The 14356-nt window shown below is 36.8% G+C and carries 11 protein-coding genes and 1 pseudogene; 10 read left to right on the plus strand and 2 right to left on the minus strand.

Annotated elements, in window-relative coordinates; all coding sequences use genetic code 11:
- The first annotated feature begins 31 nt into the window (after window positions 1–31).
- The 7 genes from argJ (at window position 32) to EV203_RS06570 (ending at window position 7093) form a co-directional block, all read left to right on the plus strand.
- Window positions 32–1252: a bifunctional glutamate N-acetyltransferase/amino-acid acetyltransferase ArgJ gene (gene argJ / locus EV203_RS06540; protein WP_041587229.1), complete on the plus strand. Its 1221-nt coding sequence runs from the start codon at window positions 32–34 to the stop codon at window positions 1250–1252.
- Window positions 1249–2148, plus strand: a complete 900-nt coding sequence (gene argB, locus EV203_RS06545) for an acetylglutamate kinase (RefSeq protein WP_009609716.1) — start codon at window positions 1249–1251, stop codon at window positions 2146–2148. The genes argJ and argB overlap by 4 nt, the downstream gene beginning before the upstream one ends.
- Window positions 2135–3316 (plus strand): acetylornithine transaminase, encoded by a 1182-nt coding sequence (locus EV203_RS06550; protein ID WP_011026509.1) that lies wholly within the window; start codon window positions 2135–2137, stop codon window positions 3314–3316. Before argB ends, EV203_RS06550 begins: the two co-directional genes overlap by 14 nt.
- Before the next feature lie 115 nt (window positions 3317–3431).
- Window positions 3432–4664 (plus strand): argininosuccinate synthase, encoded by a 1233-nt coding sequence (locus EV203_RS06555; RefSeq protein WP_011026508.1) that lies wholly within the window; start codon window positions 3432–3434, stop codon window positions 4662–4664.
- Window positions 4645–5961, plus strand: a complete 1317-nt coding sequence (gene argH, locus EV203_RS06560; protein ID WP_132039711.1) for an argininosuccinate lyase — start codon at window positions 4645–4647, stop codon at window positions 5959–5961. Before EV203_RS06555 ends, argH begins: the two co-directional genes overlap by 20 nt.
- A 127-nt stretch (window positions 5962–6088) precedes the next feature.
- Window positions 6089–6463, plus strand: a complete 375-nt coding sequence (locus EV203_RS06565; RefSeq protein ID WP_132039713.1) for a GntR family transcriptional regulator — start codon at window positions 6089–6091, stop codon at window positions 6461–6463.
- Between the two features lie 3 nt (window positions 6464–6466).
- Entirely contained in the window at window positions 6467–7093 is a 627-nt protein-coding gene (locus EV203_RS06570) for an ABC transporter ATP-binding protein (protein ID WP_243700605.1), read from the plus strand.
- Window positions 7094–7339: 246 nt separating this feature from the next.
- Here EV203_RS06570 and EV203_RS06575 read toward each other — a convergent pair.
- Both EV203_RS06575 and EV203_RS06585 read right to left on the minus strand, forming a co-directional pair.
- Window positions 7340–8744, minus strand: a pseudogene (locus EV203_RS06575) (ISLre2 family transposase).
- A gap of 345 nt (window positions 8745–9089) precedes the next feature.
- Window positions 9090–10853 (minus strand): M3 family oligoendopeptidase, encoded by a 1764-nt coding sequence (locus tag EV203_RS06585; RefSeq protein WP_132039715.1) that lies wholly within the window; start codon window positions 10851–10853, stop codon window positions 9090–9092.
- Between the two features lie 177 nt (window positions 10854–11030).
- Between EV203_RS06585 and gpmA the strand changes: the two genes are divergently transcribed.
- From gpmA to EV203_RS06600, 3 genes are all read left to right on the plus strand, one after another.
- Window positions 11031–11780 (plus strand): 2,3-diphosphoglycerate-dependent phosphoglycerate mutase, encoded by a 750-nt coding sequence (gpmA, locus tag EV203_RS06590; protein ID WP_132039717.1) that lies wholly within the window; start codon window positions 11031–11033, stop codon window positions 11778–11780.
- 377 nt (window positions 11781–12157) lie between these two features.
- On the plus strand, window positions 12158–13948 hold the full coding sequence (locus tag EV203_RS06595; protein ID WP_132039719.1) for an FAD-dependent oxidoreductase: 1791 nt from the start codon (window positions 12158–12160) through the stop codon (window positions 13946–13948).
- Between the two features lie 27 nt (window positions 13949–13975).
- Entirely contained in the window at window positions 13976–14356 is a 381-nt protein-coding gene (locus EV203_RS06600) for a NusG domain II-containing protein (RefSeq protein WP_132039720.1), read from the plus strand.

Consider the following 14356-nt stretch of genomic DNA (forward strand, 5'->3'; position numbering starts at 1 on the left):
TTAATATTAAAAGGGGTGTAGGAACGAGGCGATGGAGCAGATGGAGATTTTAGATGGGAAAATAGAATTGCCCAAAGGTTTTGTGGCTTCAGGTGTATTTGCAGGCATAAAGAGAAGTAAGAAGGATTTGGCTTTAATATATTCTGAGCGATTGGCGAACATATCGGCAGTGTTTACTACAAACAGGGTAAAAGCAGCTCCTGTCATTCTAGATATGGAGAGGGCAAAAAAGGGGAAAGCCCAGGCAATTGTAATAAATAGCGGCAATGCAAATGCGTGTACAGGGGAGAAAGGAATTGAGGACGCAAAATCTATGGCAAAAAAGGTAGCAGAAGTCCTCGAGATAGAGGAAGAAGATGTCCTAGTTTGTTCTACAGGAGTGATTGGCGTACCTCTTCCAATGGAAAAAGTGTTGAAAGGAATTGAAGTGGCGGCATTGAGCCTATCAAAAGAAGGAGGATATGATGCAGCCCATGCTATTATGACGACAGATACATTTTTGAAGGCTGTTACTGTGAAATTTAATGTTGAAGGAAAAGATATTACAATGACAGGTTTTGCAAAAGGTTCCGGAATGATACATCCTAATATGGCTACAATGCTTTCTTTTGTACTTACAGATGCCAGTGTGGAGAAGGCTACGTTGGATAAAGCCTTTAAAAATACTGTCAATAGGACTTATAACATGATTTCTGTTGATGGGGATATGAGCACAAATGATACTGCGATAGTGATGGCAAATGGAATGGCAGAAAATAAAGCCATTCAGGAGGGGACCTATGAATTTGATTTATTTTACAAAGCCTTGGAATACGTCAATAAAACTCTTGCCAGACTCATCGCAAAAGACGGTGAGGGAGCGACTAAGCTTATAGAAGTAAATGTAATAAATGCTAAGACGGAAAATGACGCAAGACTTGCAGCTAAAGCCATTGTAAATTCAAACCTTGTGAAGACAGCTATCTTTGGGGAAGATGCCAACTGGGGAAGGATACTGGCAGCAGTGGGCTATTCTGGAGCAGACTTTGATGTGGACAAAGTGGACATATATCTAAAAAGCGCAAAAGGGGAAGTTAAGGTTTGTGAAAATGGCAGTTTTTTTGCCTTTGATGAATCTTTAGCTAAGGAAGTTTTGAAAGAAAAGGAAATTTTCATAATAGTTGACATGAAAGCCGGAGAATTTATGGCTACTTCATGGGGATGCGACCTCTCTTACGATTATGTAAAAATAAATGGGAGCTACAGGACATGATAAGGAAAGAAAAATTCGGAGATGAAATTTTAAAAGCACATATCCTTGTGGAGGCGCTCCCCTATATAAAAAAATTCTCCGGCAAGACAGTTGTGATAAAGTATGGCGGCAGTGCCATGCTGGACTGTAATTTAAAGAAAATGGTTATGCAGGATGTAGTACTTATGAAATTTGTGGGTTTAAATCCTGTGATAGTTCACGGTGGAGGGCCCGAAATCAGCAGCTTTTTAAAAAAACTGGGGATAGAATCAAAGTTTGTAAATGGGCTGAGGGTAACAGATGAAAAAACTGCAGAAATTGTAGAAATGGTTCTTGTTGGAAAGATAAACAAAGAGATAGTTTCAATGATAAACGAACTGGGAGGCATGGCTGTTGGAATAAGTGGGAAAGACGGAAAACTTTTAAAAGCAGAAAAAGACCTGTCAAACGGAGACCTGGGGTATGTTGGCAAAATAGTTGAAGTAAACATTGAGGTTATAGAGATGCTTATTGATAGAGGCTATATACCTGTTATAGCTCCGGTTTCCTTTGGGGATGATGGAAAGACTTACAATGTCAATGCCGACACGGCTGCTGGCAAGATAGCAGAAGCCTTAAAGGCGGAAAAATTGATTCTCCTCACAGATGTTGAGGGGGTTTTGGAAAATGTGGAGGACAAGACGAGTTTGATTTCCAGAATGGACTTGGAACATGCTAAAAAATTGATGGATTCTGGGCGAATAAACGGGGGAATGATTCCAAAGCTTAAGTGCTGCATAAAAGCTGTAGAAAATGGTGTAAAAAGGGCACACATAATAGATGGAAGGCTTACCCATTCTCTTCTTTTAGAAATTTTTACGGATGAGGGGATAGGGACAATGATAGGAAAGGAATGTTTTGATGATGATAACCTATGAAAAGAAATATTTGATGGATACTTACAATAGATATCCTATTATGCTTGTCAAGGGAGAAGGTACAAGAGTATGGGATAGTGAGGGAAATGCTTACCTCGACTTCGTGGCAGGTATTGCTGTGAATTCTTTGGGGCACTGTCATCCTGCACTGGTCGAAGCTATTAAAAAGCAAGCAGAGACTTTAATTCACTGTTCAAATCTTTACTGGAATGAAAAGCAGATAGAGCTTGCCAGAATGATTTCAGAAAATTCTTTTGGAGGGAAGGTGTTTTTTGCGAACAGCGGTGCAGAGGCAAATGAGGGGGCTATAAAGCTTGCTAGAAAGTACGCCTCGTTAAAATACGGCGGCAAAAGGTATAAAATCATAACCGCCAAAAATTCCTTTCACGGGAGGACATTTGGAGCGCTTACTGCGACAGGGCAAGAGAAGTATCACAAAGGTTTTGGACCGCTCCTTGCCGGGTTTAAATATGTGCCTTTAAATGACATTGAGGCCCTTTATGAGGCTGTCGACGATGAAGTGTGTGCAATTATGCTCGAGGTTATCCAGGGGGAAGGAGGTATCCATGAGGCTACACCAGAGTATGTAAAAGCGGTAAGGAAGATATGCGATGAAAATGACCTCCTGTTTATATTGGATGAGGTTCAGACAGGAATAGGGCGTACAGGAAAGCTTTTCGGATATGAGCATTACGGTGTAGTTCCAGACATTATGACTTTAGCCAAAGGGCTAGGAGGTGGTTTTCCGATAGGAGCGATAGTAGCAAAAGAAGATAAAGCTGTTTTTAAGCCAGGAGATCACGCTTCTACTTTTGGCGGTAATCCTCTAGCTTGTGCGGCTGGGATTGCAGTATTAAATGAGGTGACAAAGGATGGATTTTTAGAAGGTGTTGATAAAAAAGGCAAATATTTTAGAGAAGGGCTAGAAACTTTGCAAAAGAAACATAAAGTCGTGAAAGAAATAAGAGGAAAAGGACTTATGGTGGGATGTGAAGTGGATTTGGAGGATGCATCGGAGATTGTTTTAAAAGCACTTGAAAAAGGACTTTTAATAAATTCCGTAAGTCACAATGTCTTGAGGTTTGTACCTCCACTCATCGTGACGGAGGAAGAAATTGATGAAGCTTTACAGATACTAGATGATGTGCTTAGTGAGATAAGATTTTAAACTTGTTACTCTTAAAATTATCAACGATTTTGCCTGAAAAGTCGGTGTTGATAGATAAGTATATAGAGAGCGAAAAGGCAATATAGAAAATTCTCTTTCGTGAGGAGTGTGAAAAATGTTAAAAGGTGAAAAAGTGGTACTGGCATATTCGGGAGGACTTGACACCTCAGTGATTATACCATGGTTAAAAGAAAATTATGAATGTGAAATAATAGCGGTATGCGTGGATGTAGGGCAAAGGGAAGACCTAAGGTATATAAAAGATAAAGCTTTAGCAAGTGGTGCCAGCAAAGTATATATTGAAGATGTCAAAGAGGAGTTTGTAAAAGACTATATATTTCCTACATTAAAAGCGGGGGCTATATATGAAGGAAAATACCTTCTGGGAACTTCAATGGCAAGGCCTTTAATTGCCAAAAAACTTGTAGAAATTGCTCACAAGGAAGGTGCCAAGGCGATAGCCCATGGTGCGACAGGCAAAGGCAATGACCAGGTGAGGTTTGAAGTTTCAATACGTGCTCTTGATCCTTCAATAAAAATAATAGCACCATGGAGAATATGGGAATTAAAATCGAGGGAAGATGAAATAGAATATGCTAAAAAGAAAGGAATACCTATTCCTGTAACTAAAGAAAAAATATACAGTGTAGACAGCAATCTGTGGCATGTGAGTCATGAGGGAGGAGACCTTGAAGACCCGTGGAATGAGCCTAAAAGTGATATTTACGATATAGTTACTCCTCCAGAGAAAGTCTCAGATAAGCCGGAATATGTCTATATAGAGTTTGAAAAGGGCATTCCTGTAAAGGTAAATGGAAAAACGCTAAGCCCTGTCAAATTAATAGAAGAATTAAATGAAATTGGAGGAAGAAATGGGGTAGGGATAGTTGACCTTGTTGAAAATAGACTTGTAGGAATGAAATCTCGTGGTGTTTACGAGACTCCTGCAGGAACGTTACTTTATATTGCTCACAGAGAACTTGAGTACCTTGTACTTGATAAAGAAACGATGAGGTTTAAAGAGTTGGTAGCACAGAAATATGCGGATCTGGTCTATAACGGCCTCTGGTTTTCACCTCTCAAAACAGCTTTGGATGCTTTTATTGATGAGACGCAGAAAAATGTAACGGGTGTTGTAAGGCTAAAGCTTTATAAAGGAAATGTCATAAATGCGGGTGCAAAATCTCCCTATTCTCTTTACAACGAAGAATTCGCAACTTTTGGTAAAGATGAAGTTTACAACCAAAAAGACGCAGAAGGATTTATAAACCTCTTTGGGCTTTCTTTAAAAATTAGGGCTTTGATGGAAATGGGAAGGAAGGATATGGATGAAGCTGTGGGGAGGTAGGTTTAAAAAGGACTTGGACAAACTGATGGAGGATTTCAATTCCTCCATTTCTTTTGATATAAGGCTTTTAAAGTATGATATAATGGGCTCTATTGCCCATGCAAAGGGTCTTTACAAGGCTGGCGTTTTAACAGAAGAGGAGCTTAATTTGATAGAAAAAGGGCTTAAAGAAATACTTGAGGAATCCGAGTTAAAAGAAATACCTCAGGATGAAGATGTTCATTCCTATGTAGAAAGGCTTCTTGTAGAGAAGATAGGCGATGTAGGGCGTAAACTTCACACAGGAAGAAGCAGAAACGACCAAGTTGCGACGGATGAAAGGCTTTATTTAAGAGATGAGATAGACAAAATAAAAGAGGATTTAATAAAGCTTATAGATACTCTAAAAGAAATGGCTGAAACTTATAAAGAAACAATTATGCCGGGATATACGCATTTACAGAGGGCACAGCCTGTGACTTTTGGACATTATCTTCTTGCCTATGTTGAAATGTTTAAAAGAGATTTGTCAAGGCTTGATGATATGATGAAAAGAGTCAATGTAATGCCTTTGGGTTCTGGTGCTCTTGCAGGTACTACCTTTAATATCGACAGATATTATGTCGCTTCTCTTTTAGGGTTCGATGATATAACCTTAAACAGTATGGACGGGGTTAGTGATAGAGATTTTGTGATAGAATTTTTAAGCTTTGCTTCTATAACAATGATGCATTTGAGCAGATTCTGTGAGGAATTAATTTTGTGGTCTACAAAGGAATTTGACTTTATTGAAATGGACGATAGATTTTCAACAGGAAGCAGTATGATGCCGCAAAAGAAAAATCCTGATGCAGCAGAATTAATAAGGGGCAAAACCGGCAGGGTTTACGGCGATTTGATTACAATACTTACCGTAATGAAAGGACTTCCTCTGGCATATAACAAAGACATGCAGGAGGATAAAGAGGCCTTGTTTGACGGAATAGACACTTTAAAAATGTCTTTGAAAGTATTTACAGAAATGATAAAGACAATTAAAGTAAAAACAGACAACATGGAAAAAGCTGCAAAATATGGTTATATGAATGCTACAGATTTTGCAGACTATCTTGTACAAAAAGGTATTCCTTTTAGGACCGCCCATGAAATTGCAGGCAAAGTTGTCTTATATGCGATAGAACGAAACTTACCAATTGAAGAGTTATCACTTGAAGAACTTAAAAAATTCAGCGATGTAATAGAAAAAGATGTATATGGGGCGATAGATGTTAAAAACACATTAAAAAAGAAAAAGACAATAGGTTCTCCAAAAATATAATCAAACACCGGGGACAGTTCTGTTTGTTTGATTTTTCAAACAAACAGAACTTTTTTATTGACAAAATCCTTATTACTGTATATAATGTATATATACAGTAATAACACAAAGGGGATGGTTGTAATAGATGAACATTATCATTTCTAATTCATCGGAAGAGCCCATATATGAACAAATTGTCAGACAAATCAAAGAAGCAATCTTAAAGGGTGAACTTGAAGAGGGAGAACTGCTTCCCTCTATTAGGAATTTGGCAAAAGAGCTGCAGATAAGTGTAATTACGACAAAAAGGGCTTATGATGAACTTGAAAAAGAAGGATTCATTACTACAATTCCCGGAAAGGGCACTTACGTAGCAGCGCAAAACAAGGAATTAATGCGTGAGAAACGGCTAAAAATTGTAGAAGAAAAATTAGTAGAAGCGGTTATAGCTGCAAAAGCAGTAAACTTATCCTTAGAAGAGATAAAAGAGATGTTAGAGATTTTGTATAAGGAGGTCTAAAAGGTGGAGCCAATTTTGGAGGTTAAGAATTTAAGGAAGAATTTTAGAGGGTTTACATTGAAAGATATAAGTTTCTCGCTGCCAAGAGGGTTTATTATGGGCTTCATTGGACCTAATGGGGCAGGGAAAAGTACGACTATTAAGCTTATTATGAATTTGCTAAAAAGAGATGGAGGGGAAATTAAAGTTTTTGGGTTGGACAATATAAAACATGAAAAGGAAATAAAAGAAAAAATCGGCTTTGTATATGAAGAAAGTTATTTTTATGGAGAGTTAACTATTTCAGAGATGAAAAGAGTTATAGCACCCCTATATAAAAACTGGGATGAGGAAGCTTTTATGAAGTATTTAAAAGAATTTGATTTGCCTGCTAAAAGAAAGATAAAGAGTTTATCCAGAGGGATGAAAATAAAATTTGCCCTTGCCATAGCGTTGTCCCATGGGGCTGAACTTCTCATTATGGATGAGCCGACTTCAGGGCTGGATCCTTTGATAAGAAGTGAGCTTTTGGACATTTTTTCTTCTTTAATACAAGATGAAAACAAAAGTATTTTCTTTTCAACTCATATAACCTCTGATTTGGATAAAATTGCTGATTACATCACTTTGATTAATAGAGCATTCCTGTAATGAATAAAAAATAAGGGAGAATGGACTTTGAAAAAATAAGTACCTCCTGATAAAATACAGAGTGTAAGTTTAAGAACTTACCTCGAATTATCAAAATAAACAGGAGGTACCTAAAATGAAGTATACACAAAATGAGAAGATTTTGCAAGTAACGGAAGACACATGATAGTGTCAAGATACTGTAGGATTTTTTTAAGACAACCCCTGAAACTTAGTTAATTTCAGCCTTCAACTTATCATGCTTTTTTATATAACTTGTGCATATTTTAATGCTCTTAAAACCCTATATATTGGCGTTACTTTCCCTATATTCAAAACCGTAATATTATTTATCTTTTCATTTGTAGACGTTTTAACTCTCCTTACCGCTTCTTTTATTTGCTTCTTCGTTAATTTGTAACTTCCTGCATTTATATTCTTTTTCTTGCCCCATTCTACTTCTCTTAAGTCTCCTCCATTCTTGCTAAATACCCTTAATTTCGCCATTAGTTTTAATCCTTCTCTGCTCCACCCTAATGGATTCCTGCTTAGTCTTGCTGAAAATACATGGCTTATATGTCCTTCTGCACTGCACCCTATTACATCTTCGTCTTCACTGTATATCTTTATCCCTTCCCAATTGTTTAGTATGTATTTCTTTGCTTCTTTTATCTTCTCTTTCTCTCTCTCTTCCTCTGCTGCCTTTATTAACTCATCAAATACCTTCTTTACTCCTTCTTTATCCCCTTCATTTATTGCTCTCCATATCTTATCCCTATACTTTGGCTCTTTTGATGTAGCTTTTAATACGTATTTGTTTAAATGATATCTGTCTAGTACAAACCTTGATTTTACTATCCACTCTAATCCCTCTTTTATCCACGGTGCCCCATCTCCTGCTATGTATATCTTCTCTATCTTCTCTTCTTTGTAATTGTCTTCTATGTAATTTGCTACATCTATCCATATGTCTTCAGGTTTCTCTCCTACATATGCTTTGTAATAGACATTCTTCAGTACGTTCCTTCCGTTTTTCTCTTCTCTACCTTCATGTATGTATACTAATCGTGGAGTTTCATCTCTCCCGTCCTGTAAAGGTACATGGTCCTCGTCTGCCTCTATGTATAAACCCCTTACTTCTTTCTTTTCTTTTATTTCTCTCTTTACTTCTACTTCCCCTATTTCCCTTATTGCATTTAATACCGTCTGTTTACTTAACTCCTCTGGACATGCTTTTTTACTACTTCTCTCATATGATTCTTCTATTGCGTTTTCTACTAACTTTATCTTTACTCCCTTTTCTATCCTATCGTGCCGTCCTATCTCTAATGCATCATCCACCAAATATGTATATCTCCCATCCTCTTTAGATTTGTAATATGTCCTCTCATATTCAATATCCCCAAGGACTGTCGTTAATCTCTTTTTATCTTTCCTCTCTACTACCCATTTTTCTTTCCTTCTCTTGTCTTCTTTTATTATCCTATCTAACTCTTCAATAATTGCTTCTATTGCCTCTCTACCTAGTTTGTCCGTGAGTTCCTTTATCCTTGCTACAAGCTCTGTAATATTCATTCCTTTGTTTAACAAATCACCAAAAATTTCTACTACTTCCTCAGTGAAATTTAGAGCATTTTGTAAGTATAATATCCTCAAAGATATGTTTTTTCACAAGAGACCCCCCTTTCTGTGATGTTTTGTTTCCAAGTTCTATTTTATCACAGGGGTTGTCTCTTGTTTTTTTCACTCAAAAAATCCTACGATAATTTTACACTATGGGTTTCAAAATATTGTATCTTTTATAATGAATCAATCAGATACAGTGAAAATGTTGTTTATAATTGCTTTGACACTTATTGTGTTGACAGTTTCATGTCTATTATCTGTTAAATTTTATGAAAATAGGGAGTTTTAAAATATGAAAGGGGACCGCTCTTTGTACAAAACCCGGGTCCCCTTTTAGATATTTTACTTCAAAATAAAATTCGAATGAGAAGAACCTCTTCCAGTGTTTGAATTATATTAAAGATATAAATTGGTCGATTTCTTCTTTTATGACATCTAAAGATTTTCTCCAGAAGTCTTTAGAGTGCAAGTCAAATCCTACGATTTTTCCTAAATCATAGAGATTTTTCTTCCCTGTCTGGGAAAGAAGGTTTTTATATTCTTCTACAAATTTTTTGCCTTCTTGATTGTACTTGTAAATTAGGCCTTTTACAAATAATTCCCCAAATGCATATGGGAAGTTGTAGTAGTTTAAATCGGCATCGTAATAATGGGGCTTGTTTATCCACATGTAAGGGTGCAGGTAATTTTGGTCAAGGCCATCCCCGTATGTTTTCTTCTGAGCCTCTATCATAATTTGTTTTAATTCTTCAACAGATAAAGAATGGTCTTTTCTTCTTTTTATGACTTCATCTTCAAATAAGAATCTTGAGTAAATGTCTACGATGGTTTGTGTTGAGCGCTGCAGTGAGTTTTCTATAATTGATAATTTCTCTTCTTTAGAAGCTGTTTTTAATGCAGAATTCACTATAATATGCTCGTTGAAAATTGATGCTGTTTCCGCTATAGGCATCGGGTATCTTGAATTTATTAATGTTTCATTTGCTAGCAAATGGCCGTGATATCCATGCCCTAATTCATGAGCCAGAGTTAGAACATTAGAAAAACTCCCATCAAAATTTGCCAGTATTCTGCTTTGCTTTATTGGATGAAGGTTGTAGCAAAAGGCTCCTCCTCTTTTGCCTTCCCTTGGCTCTGCATCAATCCAGCTGTTTTCAAAGGCTTTTTTAGCAAATTGTGCAAGGTCCTCACTGAAGGAGTTAAAGTTTTCTACTATAAATTCTTTCGCTTCATCAAATGTAAATTTTTTGTCCAATTTTCCTACTGGAGCAAAAAGGTCATAGAAAGGTAGTCCATCTTTATGACCTAAAAGGCGGGCTTTTTCTTTTAAATATCTTCTAAATTCTGGCAGATATTCTTCTATAGCTTCAAGCATTGCCTCAAGTGTTTCAAAATCCATGCGTGAACGCTGAAGAGTCATTTCTAAAGGAGATGAGTATTTTCTCAGTTCTGTAACAGTTATTACTTCTCCTTTTATTCCATTGAGGCAAGCTGCTGAAGCGTCTTCTATTTTTTTATAGGAATTTAATTCGGCAAAATAAGCTGTCTTTCTTATGTAAGGGTCTTTGTCATAAGCCATATTTCTTACAACGGAAAGAGGCAGTTTTTTCTCTTCGCCGCTTATATTTATGTCTACAAGGAGTGTAGAGGTCAAAAGGTCATGGAGTTTTGCCCATGCTTCTGACCCTGTGTTTTTCATCTTTGCTATTATCGTCTCTTCTTTTTCTGAAAGTAGGTGCATTGCTTCTTTGACTGTCTCTTTTATAAAAAATTCGTGTTCCTTAAGATAAGAGGAAGACTGGATTGTTTCTTCCAAGTTCGGCATGTTCAAAAGCCATCTTTTAAATTTGGTCTCTGGCTCTGCAAGCATTGTGCTTAAGTTTTCAAGAGATTCCAAAGCTTTTAATGCCTTTTCATTTTTTACATCCACACTTAAAGATAAAGCAGAATATCCTCTTACTTTTACCATTAAATCTCCCAGTTCATTTTTAAATCTTATGTAGTATTCGAGTTTTTCTTTGGAATTTTCATATGTTGTAAAGTTTTCTTCAGTCCAAGACCGTATGTGTTCGATTGATGAAGTTATTTTTTCGACGTCTTTTTGAAATTCTTCGCTGTCAAAGGAAGTATAAAGGACATCCAAAGACCACCTCATTTACCTCTCCCCCATTTTGTATAATATTTGCCAATTTGATTGTAAAATATTTTTAAAGATAAGTCAAACCTTTTCAGGGAAATGGTGTAAGAGCTTTTTGTTGTGTTTATTTATTCATTGAGGTATAATAAAAATAGCCTTTTGGAATAAAATTTAAAGACGAGAAGGTGGTGTAGCATGCACAAAGTAGTTTTACTTCGCCATGGAGAGAGCATATGGAACATGGAAAACAGGTTCACAGGTTGGACAGATGTAGACCTTTCGCCTAGAGGAATTGAAGAGGCAAAGCAGGCGGGAAGGATTTTAAAAGAGAAGGGATTTACTTTTGATGTGGCGTTTACTTCAGTTTTGAAGAGGGCAATAAGGACACTATGGATTGTATTAGATGAGCTGGACCTCATGTGGATACCAGTTTACAAGTCCTGGCGATTGAATGAGAGGCATTATGGAGCTCTTCAGGGGCTTAACAAGGCAGAAACTGCAAAAAAATATGGAGAAGAGCAGGTAAAGCTTTGGAGAAGGTCTGCAGAGGTTAGACCTCCTGCTTTGACTAAGGATGACCCGAGATATCCTGGCAATGACCCAAGGTACGCCGACCTTTCTGAGGATGAAATCCCTCTCACAGAGAATTTGATAGACACTATAAATAGAGTTATTCCCTACTGGGAGTCCACAATTGCACCGACTATAAAGTCTGGCAAGAGAGTGATAATAGCAGCTCATGGAAACAGTTTAAGAGGCCTTGTGAAGTATCTGGACAATCTTTCTAATGAGGAAATAATGGAGCTAAATATTCCTACAGGTATTCCTCTGGTTTATGAGTTAGATGAGAACTTAAAGCCTATAAGGCACTATTATTTAGCTGATGAAGAGGAGCTCAAGAAAAAACAGCAGGAAGTTGCGGAGCAGGGCAAAGCGAAGGCTTAAGGGGCCTTTTGGGAAAAGATGATTTTGCGTGGAAAGAAGAGTGTTGAAGAGGCAATGAAAGAATTTGAATAAAGGACTTTTTAATAGATAAGGTAGGTATTTTTTAAATACCTGCCTTTATTTGTTATATTAAGGATTTTCATTTAGTAGGTGCGTTTCATTAATTTTTCCGTATGCGAAACAGTACAGGAAAAAACAACACTAAAGTTTTAATCAATACCGGGTGGGGGTATATTTTTTTATAAACGATGATTTTATAAATTTTTTAGTGAAAAAGACAACGTTTTTATTGTCAGACCATAGACAAAATGTGATTTGTATGATAAAATATTGACTAGAAAATTTGTTATAATCATATCAATCGGAGAGGTGTTTATATGGGTAATAACAAGAAAATTGTAATCATTGGGGCCGGGTATGGGGGCTTACATGCAGCGAAATTACTGAATAAAAAATTAAAAAATAATCCTGATATAGAAGTAACACTTATAGACAAGAAACCTTATCATACTTTGTTAACAGATTTACATGAAGTAGCTGGTTCTAGAATAGAACCTGACAGTGTCCGCATTTATTTACATAAGGTTTTTGCTGGCAAGAGAGTAAACATAATACTTGACGAAATAGAAAAAATTGATCATGAAAAACAGCAAGTGATTGGGAAAAAAGGCGCATATCAATACGATTATTTGATTTTAGGCATTGGCAGTGAGCCATGTGATTTTGGTATACCAGGTGTATTTGAATATGGCTTTAATGTAGGGAGTTTGGAGGCAGCTATTAGAACGAGGGAACACATTGAAGAAATGTTTAGAAAGGCTAGTGTAGAGAAGGATCCGGATGAAAAAAAGAAGATGCTTACTTTTGTAATAGCTGGAGCGGGATTTACAGGAATTGAGACTGCGGGTGAATTGATGGAATGGACAAAAAGTTTGTGTGATAAATATAACTTAGACCGCAGTGAAATCAAAATTATGGTAGTAGAAGCTTTAAATACAATACTTCCCAATTTAAATGCTAAACTGGCTACTAAAGCGCAAAAGTTTTTGAATAAAAAAGGAGTAGAGGTCTTAACTAATTCCCCTATTGTGGAAGTAGCCAGGGATTATGTTGTGTTAAAAGATGGGAGAAAGATTGAGACAAAAACTTTAATATGGACATGTGGAGTTCAAGGCAATAAATGTGTTGAAAATTTTGGGCTGGAATTAAATAGACGGTGCAGAGTCCAAACAAACGAATACATGCAAGCAGTAGGAAAAGAAAACATTTATGTGATAGGTGACTTGGCGTATTATGAAATAGATGGGAAACCTATACCTCAAGTTGTAGAGACAGCGCTGCAGTCAGCGGAAACTGCTGTTCATAATATAGTGGCAGACATAAAAGGGGAAGAGAAAAAAACTTTTAAACCTAAATATCATGGATTTATGGTATCCATAGGAAGTAGATATGCAGTAGCAGAACTTATGGGTGTGTCTTTGACGGGTTTTTTAGCAATGGCTATTAAGCATCTTGTGAACATGCACTACCTTTTTGGGGTAGCTGGCATTGATGCTGTGTTATCGTACATTTACCATGAGTTCTTTGAAGTCAAAAACAATCGCTCAATATTGGGAGGACATATTGCAGCCCATGTTCCTACTTTTTGGCTTGTCCTTTTGAGAATATATGTAGGCGCTTTGTGGCTTATTGAAGGCATAAATAAAATACAGCAAGGATGGCTTGACCCGTCAAAAATATTTATTATAACTACCTCTGATGTATCCGGCGCAACTGCTAATGCTACTTCTGGAGCTACTGCTGTTCAAACTTTGCAGCCTCTATTAAAGGAACCGCCGGCTTTTTATAAGTGGTTTATGGATACTTTTGTAGTACCCCATGCTTTCTTATTCCAGGTCATGGTAGTATTAGCAGAGGTGGCAATAGGATTGGCTTTAATAGCGGGTTTGTTTACTTTCCTTGCATCTGCTGGTTCTATATTCTTAGCACTTAATTTCATCTTGTCAGCAATGGCAGATAAGTCAATATTGTGGTATATCTTCGCTGCTATAGCTTTAATGGGAGGAGCAGGGAGGTCTTTTGGCCTCGACTATTATGTAATTCCATGGATAAAAAATTGGTGGAAGAAGACTACCTTTGCTCGAAAAACATATCTTTATATAAGTTGATAAAAGTTAAAGAGAGGGCTACTTGATGTGAAAAAAGGTGATATTTTTATTATACTTTTTGTAGCGGTTTTATCTGTTGGGTTGTTGGTGTTTTATAGAATATCAGCAACCCAACAGTATCACCATAAATATGCGGTAATAATGATAGATGGTAAAGTGTACAAAAAGGTGTCATTGGATGATGTAAATCATAAAGAAGAAATACCTATAGTTACAAAGCAAGGTAAAAATATATTGTTAGTCAAAAATGGGGGAGTTCAGGTTATTCATGCCGAGTGTCCGGATAAAATCTGTATGAAAGAGGGATTTATTGATAAACCAGGGCAAAGCATAGTGTGCCTCCCCTTTAGGATTGTGGTAGAGATAAGGGGGGATAAAAGTGTGGAGATCGACGAAGTTACCTATTGA

The organism is Caldanaerobacter subterraneus (assembly GCF_004345675.1).
Lineage (GTDB): Bacteria > Bacillota > Thermoanaerobacteria > Thermoanaerobacterales > Thermoanaerobacteraceae > Thermoanaerobacter > Thermoanaerobacter subterraneus.

Bases quoted from the DNA above. Each gene is read 5' to 3' on its own strand.
- argJ (WP_041587229.1), top strand. From the start codon at position 32: ATGGAGCAGATGGAGATTTTAGATGGGAAAATAGAATTGCCCAAAGGT.
- argB (WP_009609716.1), top strand. From the start codon at position 1,249: ATGATAAGGAAAGAAAAATTCGGAGATGAAATTTTAAAAGCACATATC.
- EV203_RS06550 (WP_011026509.1), top strand. From the start codon at position 2,135: ATGATAACCTATGAAAAGAAATATTTGATGGATACTTACAATAGATAT.
- EV203_RS06555 (WP_011026508.1), top strand. From the start codon at position 3,432: ATGTTAAAAGGTGAAAAAGTGGTACTGGCATATTCGGGAGGACTTGAC.
- argH (WP_132039711.1), top strand. From the start codon at position 4,645: ATGAAGCTGTGGGGAGGTAGGTTTAAAAAGGACTTGGACAAACTGATG.
- EV203_RS06565 (WP_132039713.1), top strand. From the start codon at position 6,089: ATGAACATTATCATTTCTAATTCATCGGAAGAGCCCATATATGAACAA.
- EV203_RS06585 (WP_132039715.1), bottom strand. From the start codon at position 10,853: ATGAGGTGGTCTTTGGATGTCCTTTATACTTCCTTTGACAGCGAAGAA.
- gpmA (WP_132039717.1), top strand. From the start codon at position 11,031: ATGCACAAAGTAGTTTTACTTCGCCATGGAGAGAGCATATGGAACATG.
- EV203_RS06595 (WP_132039719.1), top strand. From the start codon at position 12,158: ATGGGTAATAACAAGAAAATTGTAATCATTGGGGCCGGGTATGGGGGC.